The sequence below is a fragment of the Pseudoxanthomonas sp. X-1 genome (assembly GCF_020042665.1).
Lineage (GTDB): Bacteria > Pseudomonadota > Gammaproteobacteria > Xanthomonadales > Xanthomonadaceae > Pseudoxanthomonas_A > Pseudoxanthomonas_A spadix_A.
Genome location: NZ_CP083376.1, coordinates 55409 through 74427, shown reverse-complemented (window position 1 = coordinate 74427; position 19019 = coordinate 55409). Strand labels below are relative to the sequence as shown.

The window sequence follows — 19019 nt, the reverse complement described above, 5'->3', positions numbered from 1 at the left end:
GAAGGCCCCGCGCCGGTCTCGACGGCTGAGACGCCGCCGTGCTCCCCTGCCTCGCCCTGACCGCCCGGGCCCTCGCATGACCTACTCCCTCGCCCCCCGCACCGAAGCCAGCGAACGCGCCCTGGCGACTACCCAGGGGCAGCCCTCGCGCGATGGCGCGGTGCTGGGCGCGCGCCTGGCCCAGCGCTATGCCGACCGCATCACCGGGCGCTTCACCCTGCCCGGGCGCGAGGGCCGCTACGCGCCGATCCCGGACGACGTGCCGCGCGCGCTGGCCGACGCCCTGCGTGCGCGCGGCATCGACCGGCTCTACGCGCACCAGGCGCAGGCCTGGGCCGCCGCGCAGCGCGGCGAGCACATCGCCGTGGTCACGCCCACCGCCAGCGGCAAGTCGCTGTGCTACACGCTGCCGGTGGTGAGCGCGGCGATGCAGGCCAAGGCCAAGGCGCTGTACCTGTTCCCGACCAAGGCGCTGGCGCAGGACCAGGTGGCCGAGCTGCTGGACCTCAACCGCGCCGGCGAACTGGGGGTCAAGGCCTTCACCTTCGACGGCGACACCCCGGGCGATGCACGCCAGGCCATCCGCCTGCACGGCGACATCGTGGTGTCCAACCCGGACATGCTGCACCAGGCGATCCTGCCGCATCACACCAAGTGGGCGCAGTTCTTCGAGAACCTGCGCTACGTGGTGATCGACGAGATCCACACCTACCGCGGCGTGTTCGGCAGCCACGTCACCAACGTGCTGCGGCGGCTGAAGCGCATCTGCGCCTTCTACGGCGCCAACCCGCAGTTCATCCTGTGCTCGGCCACCATCGGCAACCCGCAGGCGCATGCCGAAAGCCTGATCGAGGACCGCGTGCACGCCATCACCGAGTCCGGCGCGCCTACCGGCGACAAGCATGTGCTGCTGTGGAATCCGCCCGTGGTCAACGCCGACCTGGGCCTGCGCGCCTCGGCGCGCTCGCAGTCCAACCGGATCGCGCGCATCGCGATCAAGTCGGGGCTGAAGACGCTGGTGTTCGCGCAGAGCCGGCTGATGGTGGAAGTGCTGACCAAGTACCTGAAGGACATCTTCGACCACGACCCGCGCAAGGCGCCCCGCATCCGCGCCTACCGCGGCGGCTACCTGCCGACCGAGCGGCGCGAGGCCGAGCGCGCGATGCGCGACGGCCGCATCGATGGCATCGTCTCGACCTCCGCGCTGGAGCTGGGCGTGGACATCGGCAGCCTGGACGTGGTGGTGCTCAACGGCTATCCGGGCAGCGTGGCGGCGACCTGGCAGCGCTTCGGCCGCGCCGGCCGCCGCCAGCGCGCCAGCCTGGGCGTGCTGGTGGCCAGTTCGCAACCGCTTGACCAGTACGTGGTGCGGCATCCGGAGTTCTTCGCCGACGCGCCGCCCGAACACGCGCGCACCGCGCCGGACCAGCCGCTGATCCTGTTCGACCATATCCGCTGCGCGGCGTTCGAGCTGCCGTTCAACGCGGGCGAGGCCTTCGGCCCCATCGACCCGCTGGTCTACCTGCAGGCCCTGGCCGAGAGCGAGGTCGTGCACCAGGAAGGCGAGCGCTGGGAGTGGATCGCCGACAGCTACCCGGCCAACGCGGTCAGCCTGCGCTCGGTGGCCGACGGCAACTTCGTGGTGGTCGACAAGACCAACGGCAAGCAGACCATCATCGCCGAGGTCGACTACTCGGCCGCCGCGCTGACCCTGTACGAGGGTGCGATCCACATGGTCCAGTCCACGCCCTACCAGGTCGAGCACCTGGACTGGGAAGGACGCAAGGCCTTCGTCACCCGCACGCAGGTGGACTACTACACCGACAGCATCGACTACACCAAGCTCAAGGTGCTGGAGCGCTTCGACGGCGGCCCGGCCGGGCGCGGCGACGCGCACCACGGCGAGGTGCACGTGGTGCGGCGCGTGAGCGGCTACAAGAAGATCCGCTACTACACCCACGAGAACATCGGCTACGGCCCGGTCAACCTGCCCGACCAGGAGCTGCACACCACCGCGCTGTGGTGGCAGCTGCCGCAGGCCACGCTCGGCAAGGCCTTCGCCTCCAAGCAGGACGCGCTGGACGGCTTCCTCGGCGCCGCCTACGCGCTGCACGTGGTCGCCACGGTGGCGGTGATGGCCGACGCGCGCGACCTGCAGAAGGCGGTGGGCAACGGCGACGGCGCGTGGTTCGCGCTGGCCGACCAGACCGGCCGCGGCCAGCTGCGCGGCGCCGATGGCGCCGAGGGCGTGGTCGAGCTGGAGCAGGCCTTCGTGCCCACCGTCTACCTGTACGACAACTTCCCCGGCGGCGTGGGCCTGAGCGAACCGCTGTGGCAGCGCCAGGCCGAACTGGTGCAGCGCGCCGGCGAGCTGGTGCAGCGCTGCGACTGCAGCGCCGGCTGCCCCGCCTGCGTTGGCCCCGTCCTGGCCGCGCACGAGGACGGCCAGGGCGCCTCGCCCAAGACCCTGGCGCTGAAGGTGCTGGCGCTGCTGTCGGACCTGGAAGCGCATGCGCGGCGCGAAGCGTCCTTCGACGGCGAAACCGTGTTCGCGCCGATCGAACCCGCGCTGCAGATGCTGGATGAAGGCCGTCCGGCCCGGGAGGCGCGGTCGTGAGCATGAGCCTGGAGCGCCTGCGGGCGCTGCGCAGACAGGCCGGCGACCCGACGGTACGACCTGCGGCGGAGAGCGCCGCGCCTGCTGCTGTTGGAACGGCACAGGACAGCGATGCCCGACCTTCCCAATCGTTTCCCGCCATGCCGAACTCCGCTTCGCAGCGCGAAAGACAGGGCGCCCTCGATACGTCCGATCGCCCCAGTCCCGCTTCTGCCCCCTCCCTTTGCGAAGCAAGGGGAGCTCGAGATCGCGGCGAGCGATTGAGGGGGAGGGATCAAGCGCTTGATCTTGATCCAAAGTCCAAACGCCCGATGCACCTAGGGACACCCTCGACACCGGCCGCCAACGACACCCAACCACCCCCGCGCAGCCTGGACGCGCTGCGCCGGCTGATCGCCACCCGCGAACGCAAACCCGGCACGACGCCCGTGCCGGCACGCAAGGCAGCCTCGCTGGACCGCGCCCTGCCGGGACGCGAACTCTCACCCGGCCTGCACCTGATCGAGGCTTTCCTGCCGCAACCCATCCCCCGCGCGGCCCTGTCGCTGGCCTTCGCCAAGCGCCACGAGGAAGCCGTGCATCCGCGCGACCTGCTGTTCTTCGACACCGAGACCACCGGCCTGGCCGGTGGCACCGGCACACGCGCCTTCATGATCGGCGCGGCCGATTGGCACGTGGACGCCGGCGGCGGCGAAGGCCTGCGCGTGCGCCAGCTGATGATCTCCACCATGGCGGCCGAAGCGCCGATGCTGCGCGCCTTCGCCAGCTGGCTGTCGCCGACCACGGTGCTGTCCAGCTACAACGGCCGCTGCTACGACGCGCCGCTGCTGAAGACCCGCTATCGCCTGGCACGCCTGGCCGAGCCGCTGTCCGCGCTCGACCATGTCGACCTGCTGTTCCCCACCCGCCGCCGCTATCGCGGCACCTGGGAGAACTGCCGGCTCGCCACCATCGAGCGCCAGCTGCTGCGCATCGTGCGCCAGGACGACCTGCCCGGCGCCGAGGCGCCGGCCGCATGGCTGTCGTTCCTGCGCGGCGGCGGCGCCGGCAACCTGCGCCGCGTCGCCGAGCACAACCACCAGGACGTGGTCACGCTGGCCCAGCTGTTCCAGCGCCTGGTGCAGGCCGAAGCCGACGACCGCGAGGTGCTGTCGTTCGAGGAGGCGCCGTAGCGCCAGGACGCGCTCAGCGGCCGAGAGCGCCCATCGATTCGTTCTGCTGCGGCGCCTGCCTGGCCTGCACGGCCGCCTGCTGCTGCAGGATCCGACTCTGCTCGGCCTGGCCGAAGGACTGCTCGACCGGCGCCTGCACCGCCTCCTGCGTGGACAGCGACGTGCGCAGATGCGCGGGATCGGCCGGGTTGCCCTGCACGGCGAACACGCGTTCGCCGGCACGGACCTGGGCGCCCTCGATGCTCAGATGCACGCCATCGACCCGGGTCATGCCGGACTCGACGGCCTTGGCGTAGAGACTGGCGCTCATGCGCTCGCTGGCCGCGTCAGGCGTGCGGCCCAGGCTGGCATCCAGCCGGGCCACGTGCCCCTGGATCTGCTGGAACATCGGGTCCAGCCGCAGATCCGCATGGCCCGGCAGCGGCACGGACACCGGCTCGACCTCGCCGCCCACGTTCACGTTCCGCGCCTGGTGCCCATGGCCCAGCACATCGGCCACACCGTGGACGACGTTGCGTGGCAGGGCCAGGCCCTGGTGGACCAGATGGATATCGTTGCGGTACTTGTCGACCATCGGCCGGTATTCAGCGTAACGCGCCGCGTCCTCGGCGTTGATGATCGAGCCGCCCCCTTCTGGATTGGTCGGCAGGAAGTTGCTGCTGTAATGCGCGGCCACCCCGACGCCCAGCGCCACGCCGAACGGATTGCGCAGATCGGTCAGCACGCGATGGTCGTTGGCATAGCCATGACCCTTGAGCGCCGCGATGTCCTGCTCGGTCGCATAGGTCCGGACTTCACCGTAATGGCGGCTGGCGGCGCTCACGAAGTCGGTCGCGCGCACGTGGTTGACGACGTCCAGGCCGCCCTCCGGGATGTGCCGGGTCAGCCCCGCGGCGCCGTAGGCATTGAAGGTCTCGCCTTTGAGGCCCAGTTCAAAAGCACTGATCTGAGCAAGCGTGCCGCCAAGGGAGTGACCGACGACGATTGGCGGGGTGACCTCGAGCCCGTTAGCGCCTATCTCTTCGACCCGATCGATGGCGCGTTGGGTAAACGCTACCGCGTCATGCGCCTGAGAATTCACGCCCGCCAGCACCATGCCGCCATCGGCGACGAGGCCGTCCTTCACGAGTTGCCGATCAAACTCGGTGCCGCGATGGGCTACAACAAACTCGCCCGTATCCTTGTTGCGATAGAGCGTCCCCTGGTAGCCGCTTGGCTTGGAAACCTGATCGACGATCTCATACTCGACACCGTCGGCGACGACGCCCTTCTTCCAGTCGTCCTTGGGATGGAAGACATAGGCATCAGCAGCAAGCGCTGCACTCGCCTGAGTGCTGACTGTCATGGCACATCATTCCTTGATGGACAGATTGAGAGTGAACAGTTTGTCGCGGGCTTCTGGCTTGAAACGCTCGATCTTTTCCTCGCCAGGGAATGTCATGCCAGGGATCGAGGTGCTTGGGTAGGCCCGCCTCGGGAAGTAAGCGTGTTTGGCCGCACCAGCGGCAATATCTTCGTGCCAGAGATGATAGGAAAATTCGGTATCTGTCTCGTTGTCGTGCGCCTTCAGTTTGAATTGCACGGTCACCAGCGACCAATGGCAGACACCGAGTCCGTAGTAGTCCTCGTCCTTCAGAAGCCCGTCGTAGATCGTGCCGCGATAGGTGCCGTCGGCCTGCTTCGCCAGTTCGACGGGCACCCACTCCAGCAGGCTGGCGCGAGTGCCGGCCATGCCGCCGAGATCGGGACGGCAGGCGGGGTCCAGGACCTCGTACTGCATGGCCGCCTTGACCACCTCGAACGGCCCCGGCGCATCCTTGATCGCGAGAGTGACCTCGTACGCCGTGGGATGCGGATTACGGTGGATGACCGGCCTCGGGGGCTGGTTGTCCTTGACGTCCACATGGGTGCGCGGGACTTGGCTTTGCATGGGCGTGGATCCACAGGCGGTGGCGACGAGCGCCAGAAGAAGGCCGGGCGCGATGACCGATGCGGATTTCATGGGCAGCGTCCTTGGCGGGAAGGAGAATCGGCCTGCTCCGAGCAGGCAGGCCGATCTAAGCGCACTTCCGTGACGACTTCAACCTGCGCCGGGGCCGCCTGTCTGCAGGCATCGCATTCGAGGGCTCGACCGCTGACACCGCGCGGACGGGTTGCGACGCGGAAGCGTTCAGCGCCGCCCGACGCCTGCGTCCAGCACCAGATGCGGCACCCCGTCGGAGGTCTTCTGCGGCGATCGCCCGTGCGCATCGACCGTGGCGCGCACCAGGCTGCGCAGGTTGGAGAAACTGGCGAACCGCACCGTATCCACCGGCGCATCGAGCCTGATCTCGATCCGGAACAAGTCCCCGACGGCAGACAACGTCACCACACGGCCGGTGAAAGGCTGCCCCAGGTAGCGCCCATGCACCCGCGCGTTCAAGTCCAGGGCGGGCAACCCCTGCTGCCGCGCCAGGCGCGCATGCAAGGTATTCCAGTCCTTCGCGCCGTGCTGGGCGGCGATCGCCTCCAGCGCCTGGGCATGACGGATCGCGGTCCCCTGCGCCTGCAGCGCCAGGCGCAACGCCTTGGCCTGGCGCTTGGCTTCGACGAGAGTCAAGGTCACGGCGTCCCCTCGCGTGTCGCATCGCCAATCGGGCCTCGCCACCGACGCAGACGCCGGACGACAAGCACCGCGCACAGCAGCAGCGCGTCCGCCAACGGAAACGCCCACCACAGCGCGCGGCTGCCCCACAACGCGACGCAGATCAGGACCAGTCCCGGCGTGAGCACCCATGGCTTGACCAGCGTGAGCAGCGCCGCGTCGCGCGCCCTGCCCGCCGCCTGGATGGACAGCGCCAACACCAGCAGCGGCCCGGAGCAGAGATAGAACAGCAGCTGTGCGTGCAGGATCCTGGCGACGTCGTGGGCGATCTCGCGCGAGGGGGTGAACCACCACGCCAGCTCGGCACCGGCGGCCAGCAGCACGGCCACCACGCACAGGCACCAGGCCGCAGCGGCGACCATGCCCAGACGCACGCACGCCGCGGCGCGCTGCGGGAGGCCCGCGCCCAGGTTATGGCCCACGATCGTCTGCACCGCCAGCGCCATGGCCATCTGCACCAGGAAGGCCAACCCCATCAGGCGGGTCACGATGCCATAGGCCGCCAGCGTCGTCTCGCGATCCGGCGCCGTGCGCAGCGCCAGGATCACCGTCGCCGACACCACGACGGTGCCCAGCAGCCCCAGGCTGACCGGCACGCCCAACAGGAGGATGCTGCGCCAGGCCTGCGCAGGCATCGCGCCGGATCGCGGCGGCGCCGGCAACCCCCGCGCCGCGCGCCGGCGTGCGGCGACCAACAGCAGCAATCCCACGGCCTGCGCCAGCAGCGTGCCGAGCGCGGAACCGGCCACGCCCAGGCCGCATCCTGCGATCAGCACCGCGTTGGCCGCGATGTTGACCAGGTTCATCACGATCGAGAGCCGTGCGACCAGGGCGGCGCGGCCCTCGGTGCGCGAGGCGTCGGCGTAGACGCCGAGCAGCAGCTGCAAGGGCGCGGCCAGCGCGATGACGCGCAGGTAGTCGTGACTCAGCTGTGCCACCCGCGTGCCACCGCCTGCCAGCGCCGCCGCCAGCGGCCTGCCGCACGCCAGGAACAGCGCCATCAGCCCGAAGCCGATGACCACGGCCAGTGCCCGCGCCGCGCGCAGGTCGTCGGCCGCTGCGCCGTGTTGCCCGGCACCCAGGTGACGAGCCATGCGGCTGGACAGGCCGCCGCCCACCAGCGCGGACAGCGCGGTGGTCAGCATGACCAGGGGAAAGAGCGCGCTGACGGCTGCCAGGGCGTCCGGTCCGACAAGGCGCCCGACGAAGACGCCATCGACCGCATTGAACAGGCCGCCCAGCGACAGCACGATCGCCATCGGCAGGGCGTTGGAAACGAACAGACGGCCAACCGGCGCCGTCAGGAACGGCTGCGCCGCTCCGGCTTGCTGGGCGTGTCGGGACGACATCGCTCACTCCTCATCTGAGGCATTTCGATGGGGGTGGGGCGCTTGCGTTGCCCACCTGCGAAATGCTTCGAGGGTGAGAGTTCACTGCTTCGGGGCTTCACCGTGACATGGCGTCAGCAAGCGGCCGGTGCCCGAGACCGGCGCGCATCTTACCCGACAAGCCGTCGCCGCTGTCGCCGCGAGGCGGATGGAAGCCGCTGCGGGATGCTGGCTCGTGCCCGAGGACCGACGAGGACGGCATCTGAGCCTGCCGCCCGGGTAGATCGCTTCAAGCGTCGATTCGCGACGCGTGCTGCAGCCGATCCTTGCCTCGGCAGCGGGCAGCGGGTCTGCTCGCTACACCGTCTACCCCGGCGCGTGGCCGAGACCGGCCGCGGTGCGGCGGTGGGGGAGAACCTGAAAAGGCTTCGGCATCCGCCTCACGCGGGTGCCGAAACCTTGTTCACGCACGGGCAGCATCTCGCTGCAGGCACTCAGCCGTCGATGGGCTGGGCGAGGCCGCTCTGGAGGCTCTGCCTGATGATGCTCTCCGCCTCGCGTTGCGCACGTGCGCTGGCGGCGGCCTGCTGCTTGCCCAGCACGGCCTGCTGCTGGCCCAGCGCCTCCTGCTGGCGGGCCAGTTCGGCCATCTCGCTGCGCATGGCCGGGTCTTCCATTTCCGCGCGGGCCTTTTCGGTCGCGCGGTGGGCGTCCTCGATGGCCTTGCGTGCAGCGGCGCTGTCGCCGCCGGCCAGGCTCAGCTGCGCCTCGCGCACAGCGAGCTCACCCAGACGACTGCCGATCTCGCCCATGCGCCCGCCGATGCGGCCCTGCCGTTCGCCCAGCGCGCCCTGCTGCTCGCCGAGCTTGCCCTGGGCCTCGCCAAGGCGGGAGGTCTCGGCATACACCGCCTTGAAGCGCGACAGGGTGGCCGCGTCGCGGACCACGTAGCTCTTGCCGGCACGACGCACGAACAGCACGCCCTTGCCGTCGTCCAGCGCGCGCGCCCGGTGCAGATCCTCGGTGGAGCCATTCATCGTGCTCTCATCGCCCTGCACCAGCACGTAGGCGTCGCGGCTGGGGTCATGGGACAGGTGGATCAAGCCGTGGGCACTCAGCGCCGATTTGGCCGGCGGCGCGGGAGGCGCCGGAGGCGCGGGCGGGGCGGGCGGTGCCGGAGGCGCGGGAGGTGCGAACCAGGCGCGCTTGGCTTTGGCGGCCGGTGCGGGTTCGGCAGGCACGGCGGGCGTTGCCGGACGCACGGCGGCAGCAGGTCGCGCGGCCGGCGCGGTGGCGGCGGGCGGCGGTGGCACCGGCGCGGCCGCGGGTGCCTGCTGCGGCGGTGCGGCGACCAGGCGCAGCGGGGTCACGCCCGCTACCGCGACCACCGCCAGGATCAGGGCCGCGCCGACGCGCGGGAAGGAGTGCGTGTTCTGCAGCATGAGCAGTCTCCGTTTGAGGCTGAGGAAGGACGGCGACGCACTGGCCAGGCCTGCACCCGGTCTCGGCGCGACGCCGAGGCGGACCAGCAGGCGGCCGTAGTCGCCGCGGCAATGACGGTTGCCGGCGATCACCGCGGCATCGACGGCAGCCTCGCGGGCCACGCCGTATTCGCGCACCGCGTAATGCACCAGCGGATGGAAGAAGGCCACGTGCTGGGCCAGCGCGGGCAGCAGGCCCCACCACAGGTCGCGGCGACGCAGGTGAACCAGCTCGTGGGTGAGGGCCATGTCCAGGTCGTCGTCGCCGATGCGGGCGGCTTCGCTGGTCGGCAGCAACAGCACGGGATGCAGCACGCCGACCAGCTGCGGCGAGCTGATCTGGCGCGACAGCCGCAGCGGCGGCGCGGCGCGCAGGCCATGGGCCTCGGCCGCCAGGCGCAGGGCGCCGGACAGCACGGCGTCGTCGCAGGGATGCGAGGCGCGCACCAGCGCGCGGCTCGCACGCCAGGCCAGCGCCGTGCGCAGGGCCATCACGACCATCCCGGCCAGCCACAGCGCCAGCAGCGCCGTCTGCCAGGCCGGCAGCGCCCACAGCGGCGCACTGACGGGCACAGAGGCGAGCGGCGCGACCGGCGCGAGAACGAGCGGCGCGGTCGCTTCGGCCGCAGGCACCAAAGCGGGCGAGGCGGCCGATGCGCGCGCGGCGGCGGGCAGCCACGGCAGCTCCAGCGGCGCGGCGACCAGGCCGATCACCGCCTGCAGCGTCACCGTCCACCACAGCCAGCACTGCGTGGACGCCGGCAGGCGCGGCAGCGCGCGGCACAGCGCCCAGACCAGCGCGACCAGCAGTGCGGTCTGCACACTGGTCGTGGCCAGGCGCGTGATCAGTTCCGAGGCGAAGGCGTCCATGCTCAGCCCTCCTTGCGCTGCGACTGCAGCTTGGCGACCAGCGCCTCGAGTTCGGCCAACTCATCGTCGCTGACCTCGCTGCGCTGGGACATCCACGCCACGAACGGCGAGACCGAGCCCTGCAGCGTCTTCTCCACGAAGCTCTGCACCGCACCCTGGACCACCGCGTCCTGGCCGGCCGTGGCGGCATAGCGGTACACGCCATCGACCTGCTTGCGCCGCAGGTAGGCCTTGGTGCGCAGGCGCTCCATCATCGTCAGCACGGTCGAGCGCGCCAGCCCGCGCGCCTCGCCGAAGCCAGCGGCCACCTCGCCTACCGTCGCCTCGCCCTGCTCGCCGATGTACTGGAGCAGCGCCAGCTCCTGGTCCCCGATGCTCTTGCGGCGCATGGCCGTCTCCGGTTGCCTACACTTGTAGTCAACCTAGCCGTGGCGACAACTGTAGTCAACCCTGCCGGAGGTCATGGCCGACGAACGGCGTGGCGGTCAGGTCTCCACCAGGACGGGGCGTGCGTCAGGCAATGCCGTTGCAGAAAACGCGCAGCACTTTGTTCGCACCGGGATCGTACTGCACGTGGATCACGTTACAGCCACCATCGAGGATAAGCGGCAGCTCGCGCTCGGATACCAAATGCGCCTGACGATCACCACCATCGAAGCCCTTGATGTAAACGCCGACCAGCACGCCTTCGGCGGTGAGCTTGTAATAGCGCGTGTAATCGGACAATGGCGAAGCATCCTGAGGAAGCTTCACCTGCTGCTCAAGCGCTTTCACCAGCTGCGCGCCATCGAGATCTTTGGCGCCTGGTCCAGTGCAGGCCGACACCAGCAGTGCCGCGAACAGTATGCCGGTGCACCTCATGGCGCTTGGCCTGCCAGCTCGGTCATCAGTCCTGGCAGCCGCCGCTCATACTCAGTCCCAAGCAAGCCGTCGATCGCGCCAAACCCACGAAGCGCTTGCTGGGTATCGAAAGGCTTGCCTTCCAGAACAGCGTCGGCCTGGTTGTGGAGTGCGTACGCCAAGTGAGCGGCAATCCGCACGGATAGATCCGCAGTGGATTGACTTCCAAGATAGCCAGCCAAGAGCTGGCGGATCTCAACGATCGCAAAAGCCACGACTTTTTCCTGGGTCACGCTCACGTCGCTCATTGCCTTCAGAAAGTTGGCCTAGGAATGAGGCTGAGTTTGCCAGCTAAGACCCAGAAACCGCATCCCCACCCCCCGGCTCGGTCGCCAGGCACCTCGGCGCCAGCGCCGAATTGCCGAGCTTGGCGCACAGCTTGCCGGCCAGCACGCGCAGGTCGTGGGCGTCCTCGGCGAATGGCCCCGGACCTCGCGCAAAGGTAGCGGCTGGGTGACCATGCTGTCGGCATCGGCCGCCAGCAGCGAAAGCAGGGCCAATTCCTTGTGGGTCAACAGGCAGTTTTGGTTGTTTTCCTTTCAACTGAGCCTTCCGACCCACCTGCCACCAAAGCATCAGGTCTCCAGCGGGACGGTCGGCACGATGTTGGGGTAGATCCGTTCCAGGTGCGGCTCGCCGCCCTTCTCCAGGTCGGGCATCAGATAGCCGTTGACCGGCTGCGAGCGGTTGACCCACAGCGCGTAGTAGAGGTGATCGGCGCGCTCGTCGCCGGTGTTGGGGTGCAGCAGGATGGTCAGGCCCAGGCTGTTCAACTGCAGCCACGGCACCAGCACCGGCAGCAGGTCGTTGGTGAAGCCGAAGTAGAACGACGGGGTGACGTGCGGGCCGCGCGGCTCCAGGTTCCAGTTGCCCAGCTCCACCGGGAAGCGCTCGGCCGTCCAGCGGCGGATCAGCGCGGCCTTCTCGTAGGTGTCCTCGTCGAAGTAGATATGCGCGTGATAGCTCTTCACGTCGGTATAGGCGCGCGGCTTGGCCGGCAGCGTCTTCTCGCCGGGCCGGACGCTGCGCGGACGCGGCGTGGGCTCACTGGCGGTGTGCTCGCCCCAGGGACTCTTGCCGGCATCCGGCGGCGGCACGATGGCGCGGAAGCCGGGCTTGCCTGGCGCGGTGAAATTTCCGCCAGCGGCCGGCGCGGCCACCGCGCCCTGTGTCGACAGCGCCAGCCCACCGGCGGCCAGCGCGCTCGCCCCGATCAGGCGGCGGCGCCCCGGCGACAGCAGATCGGCCCAGTCCTGGTCCTGCGGCGTGTTGCGCACCAGGCGCCCGTGGCGGTCCAGCAGGCGGTGGGCGTGTTCTTCATCCTGCGGGCGCAGGGCGTCGTCGTGCGTGGCAGACATCGTGCAGGTCCAGGACTCGTACACGCACCCCATGCGTGCTTCGCGTCCATGGTAGGCAGCGCATCGAACCCCCCGATATGGCGATCGCGCATGAGCTCATGCAGCCGCGAGCTCGCCCACGCACTCGGCGTCTCCGACAGGGCGCCTGCGGCTTCATGACCTGTGGTCGTCTGATGCCTCGGGAGCGGGGCGTCGTCCGCACCGCTTCGCACGATCAATCGGAACACGGGGCCGTCAGCCCGGCCGCCCAACAGGACAGGGTGGATGGTCCAAAGCCCACCGGTTTCGAGGTGTGGCGGAATCCAGACGCCGATCACCGCCTCGTCCCTCGCCCCTTCCAGTGCGCGCTTCAGCTCCGCAACCGTGATATGCGGACCCATCATGTCATTGACCATTGCATTGACCCCTTGGCTCGCATCGATTCCGGCATCTGCGTCGTCAGCGCATCACCCGAGAAACCGCAACCCCACTCCCGGCTCGGTCGCCAGGTACTTCGGCGCCAGCGCCGAGTCCCCGAGCTTGGCGCGCAGCTTGCCGACCAGCACGCGCAGGTAGTGGGTGTCCTCGGTATGGGTGGGGCCCCAGACCTCGCGCAGCAGCTGCGGCTGGGTGACCACGCGGCCGGCGTTGGCCACCAGCAGCGAGAGCAGGGCGAACTCCTTGCGGGTCAGCACCACGGGGACGCCGTCCAGGTGCACTTCGCGACGGACCAGGTCGATGTGCAGGTGGCCGTCGTCGAACAGCGGCGGCGCGCTGGCGTCGGCCACCACGTGATGGCGCAGCAGGCCGCGCACGCGCGCCATCAGTTCCTGCGTGCCGAAGGGCTTGGTGACGTAGTCGTTGGCGCCGCCGTCGAGCGCGGCGACCTTCTCGCCCTCGGCGGCACGCACGCTGAGCATCAGCACCGGCACCTGGCTCCACTGGCGCAGCTGCGCCAGCACCTCGTGCCCATCCAGATCGGGCAGGCCGATGTCCAGGATCACCAGGTCCGCGCCCTGCGTGGCCAGCGTCTCCAGGCCCGCGCGGCCATCGGCCGCCTGCAGCACCACGTAACCCTGCGCCCGCAGGGAGATGTCGAGGAAGCGGCGGATCTGCGCTTCGTCGTCGATCACCAGCACGCGCGCGGGCGTGGTGGGCGTGTGCTCAGTCGTCGTCGGCGTCATTGCGGGGCGGGGGCTGCAGCAGCGGCAGGGTGATGCGGATCAGCGTACCGCGCCCATCCTGACCGGGAAGCGCCTCCACCTCGCCGCCATGCGCGCCGATCATGCCCTGGCAGATGGTCAGCCCCAGGCCGGTGCCGTGGCGGCCGCGGTCGCCGCGCTCGACGCTGTAGAACATGTCGAAGATGCGCGCGCGCTCGTCCTCGGGAATGCCCGGCCCGCGGTCGGCCACGTCGATGCGCAGGCCGCCGGGCGCCAGCTGCGCCGACACGCGCACCGGCTCGCCCGCCGGGGAGAACTTGGCCGCGTTCTCCAGCACGTTGAACACCGCCTGCTCCACCAGCGCCGGATGCACCCACAGCATCGGCAGCTCCGGCGCCAGCGCGGTCTCCACGCGCACGCCGGGCTGGTAGCGCTGCAGCCGGCGCACGGCCGAGCCGACCAGCTCGTCCACGCCGATCCAGTCGCGGTTGAGGGTCAGCCCGGTGTGGCCCAGGCGGGTCATGTCCAGCAGGTTCTGGATGTAGCGGTCCAGGCGCTCGCCTTCGGTGAGGATGGTGTCCAGCAGCGCGCGCCGGTCCTCGACCGGCATGGCCTGGCCATAGCCGGACAGGCTGCTGGCCGAGCCAATCATCGCCGCCAGCGGCGAGCGCAGGTCGTGGCTGACCGAGGACAGCAGGGCCGAGCGCAGGCGCTCGGTCTCGCCGCTCATGCGGGCCTTCTCCAGGTCGCCGACCAGACGCGTGCGCAGGGCGGCCTGGGCGATGTCCTCGACCATGGCCTCGGCCAGGCGGCGGCGTTCCAGGCCCGGCGGCGAGGGATCGTCCATGCGCAGGCCGGCCACGCCGATGGTGGTTTTTTCGCCGGCGGTCATCGGCACGAACCACCAGCCCGCGCCGGCCAGGGTGTCGGTGTGGCGGCCGCTGGGCGCGCCATGGCGCTGGGTCCAGGCCGCGGCGGCGTGGTCGGTGTCGCCCAGGGCGGCGGTGGGCGCGGCCTCGACCTGCTCGCCCACGCGCAGCCAGGCCTGCGCGTCCAGCGCACGCTCCAGCGCGCGGCGCCCGGCCTGCAGCACCTGGCCCAGGTCGGCGGCGGTGGACAGCTCGCGCCCCAGCTGCTGCATCGCGGTGGCATGGCGGTTAGCCGCCGCCAGCGCCAGCACCTGCATGCGCAGGCGCGAGGCCAGGCGCCCGGCCACCAGCGCGGCGGCCAGGAACAGGAACACCGTCACCACGCCCTGCTCGGCGCTGATGTGCAGGGTGAAGCGCGGTTCGATGAAGAAGAAGTTGTAGGCCAGGAAGCACAGCACGGCGCTGAGCACCGCCGCGGCCATGCGCGTGCGCGCGGCCACCACCACCACCGCGACGATGAACACCATCGACAGGTCGTCCAGCCCGACCCAGCGCTGGGCCACCCAGGCCAGCGCCACCGCCGCGACCGTGGCCAGCAGCGAGAAGCCGGCATCGTGCCGGCTCAGGCGCTGCGGCAGCGCATGCAGGCTGCGCCGCGCCCGGGCGCGCGCGGCCGGCGTGCTGACGATGTTGATCTCCAGGTGCGCGCCGCGCTGGATCAGCTGCTGGGTCAGGGTGCGGTTGACCATGCGCGCCAGCGGCCGCTCGCGCGTGCGGCCCAGCACCAGGGTGGACACGCCGGTGTGGCCGGCGTGGTCGAGCAGGGCGTCGGCGATGTTGGGGCCGTGCAGCAGTTCGGCCTCGCCGCCCAGGCGCCGCGCCAGGGCGAAGGCGCGGTCGATCTCCTGCTGGCTGTCGGCATCGAAGCCGCGCCGCTGCACGGTGACCACCGTCCACGGCGCTCCGCGGCGTTCGGCGATGCGTCGGGCCACGCGCACCAGGTATTCGCTCTGGCCGCCGCCGTCGATGGCCACCAGCACGCGCCGGCGCACGGGCACGCCGGCCTGGCCGCGCGCGGCGGCGTTCTCGCGCAGCGCGTTGTCCACGTGCTCGGCCGCGGTCTGCATGGCCAGCTCGCGCAGCGCGGTGAGGTTGGACGGCGAGAAGAATGCCTGCAGCGCCTGCGCCGCCTGGTCGGGCAGGTAGACCTTGCCCTGCTGCAGGCGCTCGACCAGCTCGCGCGGCGGGATGTCCACCAGCACGATGTCGTTGAGCCGGTCGAACACCGCATCGGGCACGGTCTCGGACACGCGCACGCCGGTGATGCGCAGCACCATGTCGTTGAGGCTTTCCAGGTGCTGGACGTTGATCGTGGTCCACACGTCGATGCCGGCGTCGAGCAGTTCGACCACGTCCTGCCAGCGGCGCTCGTGGCGGCTGCCCGGCGCGTTGCGGTGCGCCAGCTCGTCCACCAGCACCAAGGCCGGCTTGCGCGCCAGCAGTGCGTCCAGGTCCATCTCCTCCAGCACCCGGCCCTGGTACTCGACGCGCTTGCGCGGCTGCTGCGGCAGGCCTTCGGCCAGGGCGGCGGTCTCGCTGCGGCCATGGGTCTCGACGATGCCGACCACCAGATCGGTGCCGCGCCGGAGCTGCTCGCGCGCGCGGCCGAGCATGGCGTAGGTCTTGCCCACGCCGGGCGCCGCGCCGAGGAACACGGTGAGCTGGCCGCCATGCTCGCGTTGCAGCCCTTCGATGAGGGCGTCGGCCTGGCGGGTGCGGGGGTCGGTCATGGGGAGATTTTGCTTGGGTTGCTCGGGGTTTGGGTGGGTTGCGGCTTTCGATCCGCCCGGAGCCAGGCGCCGGCACGGGGCATTAACCTCAAGCCGTCATTCCCGCGAACGGGGAATGACGGGGGAAGCCGACGCCCGCCTTGATCTCACCGCCTGGAGGCGTCCTCCAGCGCCAGGTTCAACGCCACCACATTCACCCGCGGCTGCCCGAACACGCCGAATTGCTTCCCGGTCGTGTGCGCCTGCACCAACGCCGCGACCGTCTCCACCGGCAAGCCCCGAACACGCGCCACGCGGGCGATCTGGATCCGCGCCGCGGCCGGCGAAATGTCCGGATCCAGGCCGCCGCCGGACTGTGTCACCAGGTCCGAAGGCACCTGCGACGGCGGCACGCCCTCGCGTGCGGCGACCTGCGCGATAGCCTCGTCCACGCGTTTGATCGCGTCGGGATTACTGCGGGCCTGGTTGCTGCCGGCGGCCGACATCGGGTCGTACTTGGCGGCCGAGGGGCGCGGCTGGAACCACTGATCGCCGGTGAACGGCTGCGCCAGCAGCGACGAGCCGATCACGGTGTCGCCACGCCGCAGCAGGCTGCCGGTGGACGGGTCGGGAAAGGCCACGCGCGCCAGGCCCGTGCCGGCCAGCGAATACAGCAGCCCGGTCACCAGCAGGGCGATCAGGGACAGCACCAGGGCGGGGCGCCACGCGGCGCGATCCTGCGGGAGCTTGGAAGACATGGCGGTACCTTTCGCGGAGGTGCGGGACATCAGGGTCTGGGCGAGGTCGACGCGGCTCATGCGCCCACCACCGCGGCCAGGGCGAGGTCGATCAGCTTGATCGCCACGAACGGCAGCACCACCCCGCCCACGCCGTAGATCAGCATGTTCCGGCGCAGCAGCACGGTGGCGGTGGCCGGGCGGAAGCGCACGCCTCTCAGGGCCAGCGGGATCAGGGCCGGGATCACCAGCGCATTGAAGATCAGCGCCGCCAGCACCGCGTTGCGCGGGCTGGACAGGTGCATGACGTTCAAGGCCGCCATCGAGGGAATCGCCGCGGCGAACAGCGCCGGCAGGATGGCGAAGTACTTGGACACGTCGTTGGCCAGCGAGAAAGTGGTCAGCGCGCCGCGCGTGATCAGCTGCTGCTTGCCCACTTCCACCACCGCCAGCAGCTTGGCCGGATCGCTGTCCAGGTCGACCATGTTGCCGGCCTCCTTGGCGGCCTGGGTGCCGGAGTTCATCGCCAGGCCCACGTCCGCCTGGGCCAGCGCCGGAGCGTCGTTGGTGCCGTCGCCGACCATCGCCACCAGCCGCCCGCCGGCCTGTTCGGCGCGGATGCGGGCGAGCTTGTCCTCGGGGCGGGCCTGGGCGATGTAGTCGTCCACGCCGGCCTCGGCGGCGATGGCCGCGGCGGTGAGTGGGTTGTCGCCGGTGATCATCACCGTCTTGATGCCCATGGCGCGCAGCTGGGCGAACTTCTCCTTGATGCCGTGCTTGACCACGTCGGACAGCTCGATCACGCCCAGCACGTGCCGGCCTTCGGCCACCACCAGCGGGGTGGCGCCGCCGCGCGCGACCTGTTCGACGCGGCCGGCCAGTTCCGGCGGCACGCTGCCGCCCAGCGCGGTCACATAGGCGGCGATGGCATCGGAGGCGCCCTTGCGGATCGCGCGGCCGGCCACGTCGACGCCGGACATGCGCGTCTGCGCGGTGAAGGCCAGGTACTCGGCCTGCTCGGGCTCACTGGCGGTGCAGCCCTGCTCGCGCGCCAGCCGCACGATCGACTTGCCCTCCGGCGTCGGGTCGGCCAGCGAGGACAGCAGCGCGGCCTCGCGCAGCTGGGTCGCGTCGATGCCGGCCAGGGTATGGAAGTGCGTGGCCTGGCGGTCGCCGTGGGTGATGGTGCCGGTCTTGTCCAGCAGCAGCACGTCCACGTCGCCCGCAACTTCCACCGCCTTGCCCGACTTGGCCAGCACGTTGGCGGCCAGCGCGCGGTTCATGCCGGCGATGCCGATGGCCGGCAACAGGCCGCCGATGGTCGTCGGGATCAGGCACACCAGCAGCGCGATCAGCAGCAGCGGGTCGACGCGCACGCCGACGAACGCGCCGATCGCCGGCAGGGTGGCGACCACGATCAGGAAGGTCAGCGTCATCGCCGCCAGCAGCAGGGTCAGGGCGATCTCGTTGGGTGTCTTCTGCCGGTTGGCGCCCTCGACCAGGGCGATCATGCGGTCCAGGAAGCTGTTGCCCGGCTCGGCGGTGACCTTGACCACGATCTCGTCGGTCAGCACCTTGGTGCCGCCGATCACGCCGCTGCGGTCGGTGCCGGCCTCGCGCAGCACCGGCGCCGATTCGCCGGTGACGGCGGCCTCGTTGATGGTGGCCAGGCCGCGCACGATCTCGCCGTCGGCCGGGATCTGCTGCCCGGCCGAGACGATCACCAGATCGCCCGGGCGCAGCTGCGCGGCGGGCAGGCTGCGTTCGCTGGCATGGCCCTGGATGGCATCGACCTTGCGCGCGACCAGGTCCTGGCGCGCGGTGCGCAGCGAGGCCGCCTGGCCGCGGCCGCGCGCCTCGGCGATGGCCTCGGCGAAGTTGCCGAACAGCACCGTCAGCAGCAGGATCGCGCTGACCGCCAGGCCGAAGCCCAGCGGCGCGTTGCCGGTCAGCGTGACCAGCAGCGCGACCAGGGTGCCGGCCATGACCACGGCCATGACCGGGCTGCGCACCAGCTTGGCGGGATTGAGCTTGAGCACCGCATCGCGCAGCGCGGCGCGGATGGCCGCGCCGTCGAGCAGGCGCTGGGGCGCGCGGTGGGAATGGACTTGGGAGTTCATGTTCAGCGTCCT

Annotated in this window: 15 protein-coding genes; 2 read left to right on the top strand and 13 right to left on the bottom strand. The window is 70.5% G+C overall.

Annotated elements, in window-relative coordinates:
* The first annotated feature begins 76 nt into the window (after positions 1-76).
* Positions 77-2617, top strand: a complete 2541-nt coding sequence (locus tag LAJ50_RS00315) for a DEAD/DEAH box helicase (RefSeq protein WP_224096417.1) — start codon at positions 77-79, stop codon at positions 2615-2617.
* Between the two features lie 311 nt (positions 2618-2928).
* On the top strand, positions 2929-3789 hold the full coding sequence (locus tag LAJ50_RS00310) for a ribonuclease H-like domain-containing protein (RefSeq protein ID WP_138653884.1): 861 nt from the start codon (positions 2929-2931) through the stop codon (positions 3787-3789).
* 13 nt (positions 3790-3802) lie between these two features.
* Here the strand turns inward: LAJ50_RS00310 and LAJ50_RS00305 are convergent, their stop codons facing one another.
* The 13 genes from LAJ50_RS00305 to kdpB all read right to left on the bottom strand — a co-directional run bounded on the left by LAJ50_RS00305 (position 3803) and on the right by kdpB (position 19007).
* Positions 3803-5134, bottom strand: a complete 1332-nt coding sequence (locus LAJ50_RS00305) for an XVIPCD domain-containing protein (RefSeq protein WP_138653882.1) — start codon at positions 5132-5134, stop codon at positions 3803-3805.
* 6 nt (positions 5135-5140) lie between these two features.
* Complete coding sequence (locus LAJ50_RS00300) at positions 5141-5791, bottom strand: hypothetical protein (protein ID WP_138653880.1); 651 nt, start codon at positions 5789-5791, stop codon at positions 5141-5143.
* 168 nt (positions 5792-5959) lie between these two features.
* Complete coding sequence (locus LAJ50_RS00295; protein ID WP_138653878.1) at positions 5960-6394, bottom strand: glyoxalase superfamily protein; 435 nt, start codon at positions 6392-6394, stop codon at positions 5960-5962.
* Complete coding sequence (locus LAJ50_RS00290; RefSeq protein WP_138653876.1) at positions 6391-7782, bottom strand: MATE family efflux transporter; 1392 nt, start codon at positions 7780-7782, stop codon at positions 6391-6393. The genes LAJ50_RS00295 and LAJ50_RS00290 overlap by 4 nt, the downstream gene beginning before the upstream one ends.
* Before the next feature lie 473 nt (positions 7783-8255).
* A complete protein-coding gene (locus LAJ50_RS00285) occupies positions 8256-10112 on the bottom strand; it encodes a M56 family metallopeptidase (RefSeq protein ID WP_224096416.1) in 1857 nt (618 codons plus the stop codon).
* Between the two features lie 2 nt (positions 10113-10114).
* Positions 10115-10501, bottom strand: a complete 387-nt coding sequence (locus tag LAJ50_RS00280; protein WP_130514591.1) for a BlaI/MecI/CopY family transcriptional regulator — start codon at positions 10499-10501, stop codon at positions 10115-10117.
* A 124-nt stretch (positions 10502-10625) separates the two neighbouring features.
* Complete coding sequence (locus LAJ50_RS00275) at positions 10626-10973, bottom strand: hypothetical protein (RefSeq protein ID WP_138654249.1); 348 nt, start codon at positions 10971-10973, stop codon at positions 10626-10628.
* Entirely contained in the window at positions 10970-11251 is a 282-nt protein-coding gene (locus LAJ50_RS00270; RefSeq protein ID WP_138654247.1) for a hypothetical protein, read from the bottom strand. Before LAJ50_RS00270 ends, LAJ50_RS00275 begins: the two co-directional genes overlap by 4 nt.
* Positions 11252-11587: 336 nt before the next feature.
* Positions 11588-12370 carry a DOPA 4,5-dioxygenase family protein gene (locus LAJ50_RS00265; protein ID WP_138654245.1) on the bottom strand — a complete coding sequence of 261 codons (783 nt, stop codon included), beginning with the start codon at positions 12368-12370 and terminating at the stop codon, positions 11588-11590.
* A 446-nt stretch (positions 12371-12816) separates the two neighbouring features.
* Positions 12817-13533 (bottom strand): response regulator transcription factor, encoded by a 717-nt coding sequence (locus LAJ50_RS00260; RefSeq protein WP_138654243.1) that lies wholly within the window; start codon positions 13531-13533, stop codon positions 12817-12819.
* Complete coding sequence (locus tag LAJ50_RS00255) at positions 13514-16171, bottom strand: sensor histidine kinase KdpD (RefSeq protein WP_138654241.1); 2658 nt, start codon at positions 16169-16171, stop codon at positions 13514-13516. Before LAJ50_RS00255 ends, LAJ50_RS00260 begins: the two co-directional genes overlap by 20 nt.
* A 146-nt stretch (positions 16172-16317) precedes the next feature.
* A complete protein-coding gene (gene kdpC / locus LAJ50_RS00250) occupies positions 16318-16908 on the bottom strand; it encodes a potassium-transporting ATPase subunit KdpC (RefSeq protein WP_205961547.1) in 591 nt (196 codons plus the stop codon).
* 56 nt (positions 16909-16964) lie between these two features.
* Positions 16965-19007 (bottom strand): potassium-transporting ATPase subunit KdpB, encoded by a 2043-nt coding sequence (gene kdpB / locus LAJ50_RS00245; RefSeq protein WP_138654237.1) that lies wholly within the window; start codon positions 19005-19007, stop codon positions 16965-16967.
* Between the last annotated feature and the right edge of the window lie 12 nt (positions 19008-19019).

Excerpts from the sequence above, each read along its gene's own strand:
- kdpC (WP_205961547.1), bottom strand. The coding sequence starts at position 16,908 with ATGTCTTCCAAGCTCCCGCAGGATCGCGCCGCGTGGCGCCCCGCCCTG.
- LAJ50_RS00305 (WP_138653882.1), bottom strand. The coding sequence starts at position 5,134 with ATGACAGTCAGCACTCAGGCGAGTGCAGCGCTTGCTGCTGATGCCTAT.
- LAJ50_RS00285 (WP_224096416.1), bottom strand. The coding sequence starts at position 10,112 with ATGGACGCCTTCGCCTCGGAACTGATCACGCGCCTGGCCACGACCAGT.
- LAJ50_RS00260 (WP_138654243.1), bottom strand. The coding sequence starts at position 13,533 with ATGACGCCGACGACGACTGAGCACACGCCCACCACGCCCGCGCGCGTG.
- LAJ50_RS00315 (WP_224096417.1), top strand. The coding sequence starts at position 77 with ATGACCTACTCCCTCGCCCCCCGCACCGAAGCCAGCGAACGCGCCCTG.
- LAJ50_RS00265 (WP_138654245.1), bottom strand. The coding sequence starts at position 12,370 with ATGTCTGCCACGCACGACGACGCCCTGCGCCCGCAGGATGAAGAACAC.
- LAJ50_RS00280 (WP_130514591.1), bottom strand. The coding sequence starts at position 10,501 with ATGCGCCGCAAGAGCATCGGGGACCAGGAGCTGGCGCTGCTCCAGTAC.
- LAJ50_RS00255 (WP_138654241.1), bottom strand. The coding sequence starts at position 16,171 with ATGACCGACCCCCGCACCCGCCAGGCCGACGCCCTCATCGAAGGGCTG.
- LAJ50_RS00275 (WP_138654249.1), bottom strand. The coding sequence starts at position 10,973 with ATGAGGTGCACCGGCATACTGTTCGCGGCACTGCTGGTGTCGGCCTGC.
- LAJ50_RS00310 (WP_138653884.1), top strand. The coding sequence starts at position 2,929 with ATGCACCTAGGGACACCCTCGACACCGGCCGCCAACGACACCCAACCA.
- LAJ50_RS00300 (WP_138653880.1), bottom strand. The coding sequence starts at position 5,791 with ATGAAATCCGCATCGGTCATCGCGCCCGGCCTTCTTCTGGCGCTCGTC.
- kdpB (WP_138654237.1), bottom strand. The coding sequence starts at position 19,007 with ATGAACTCCCAAGTCCATTCCCACCGCGCGCCCCAGCGCCTGCTCGAC.
- LAJ50_RS00290 (WP_138653876.1), bottom strand. The coding sequence starts at position 7,782 with ATGTCGTCCCGACACGCCCAGCAAGCCGGAGCGGCGCAGCCGTTCCTG.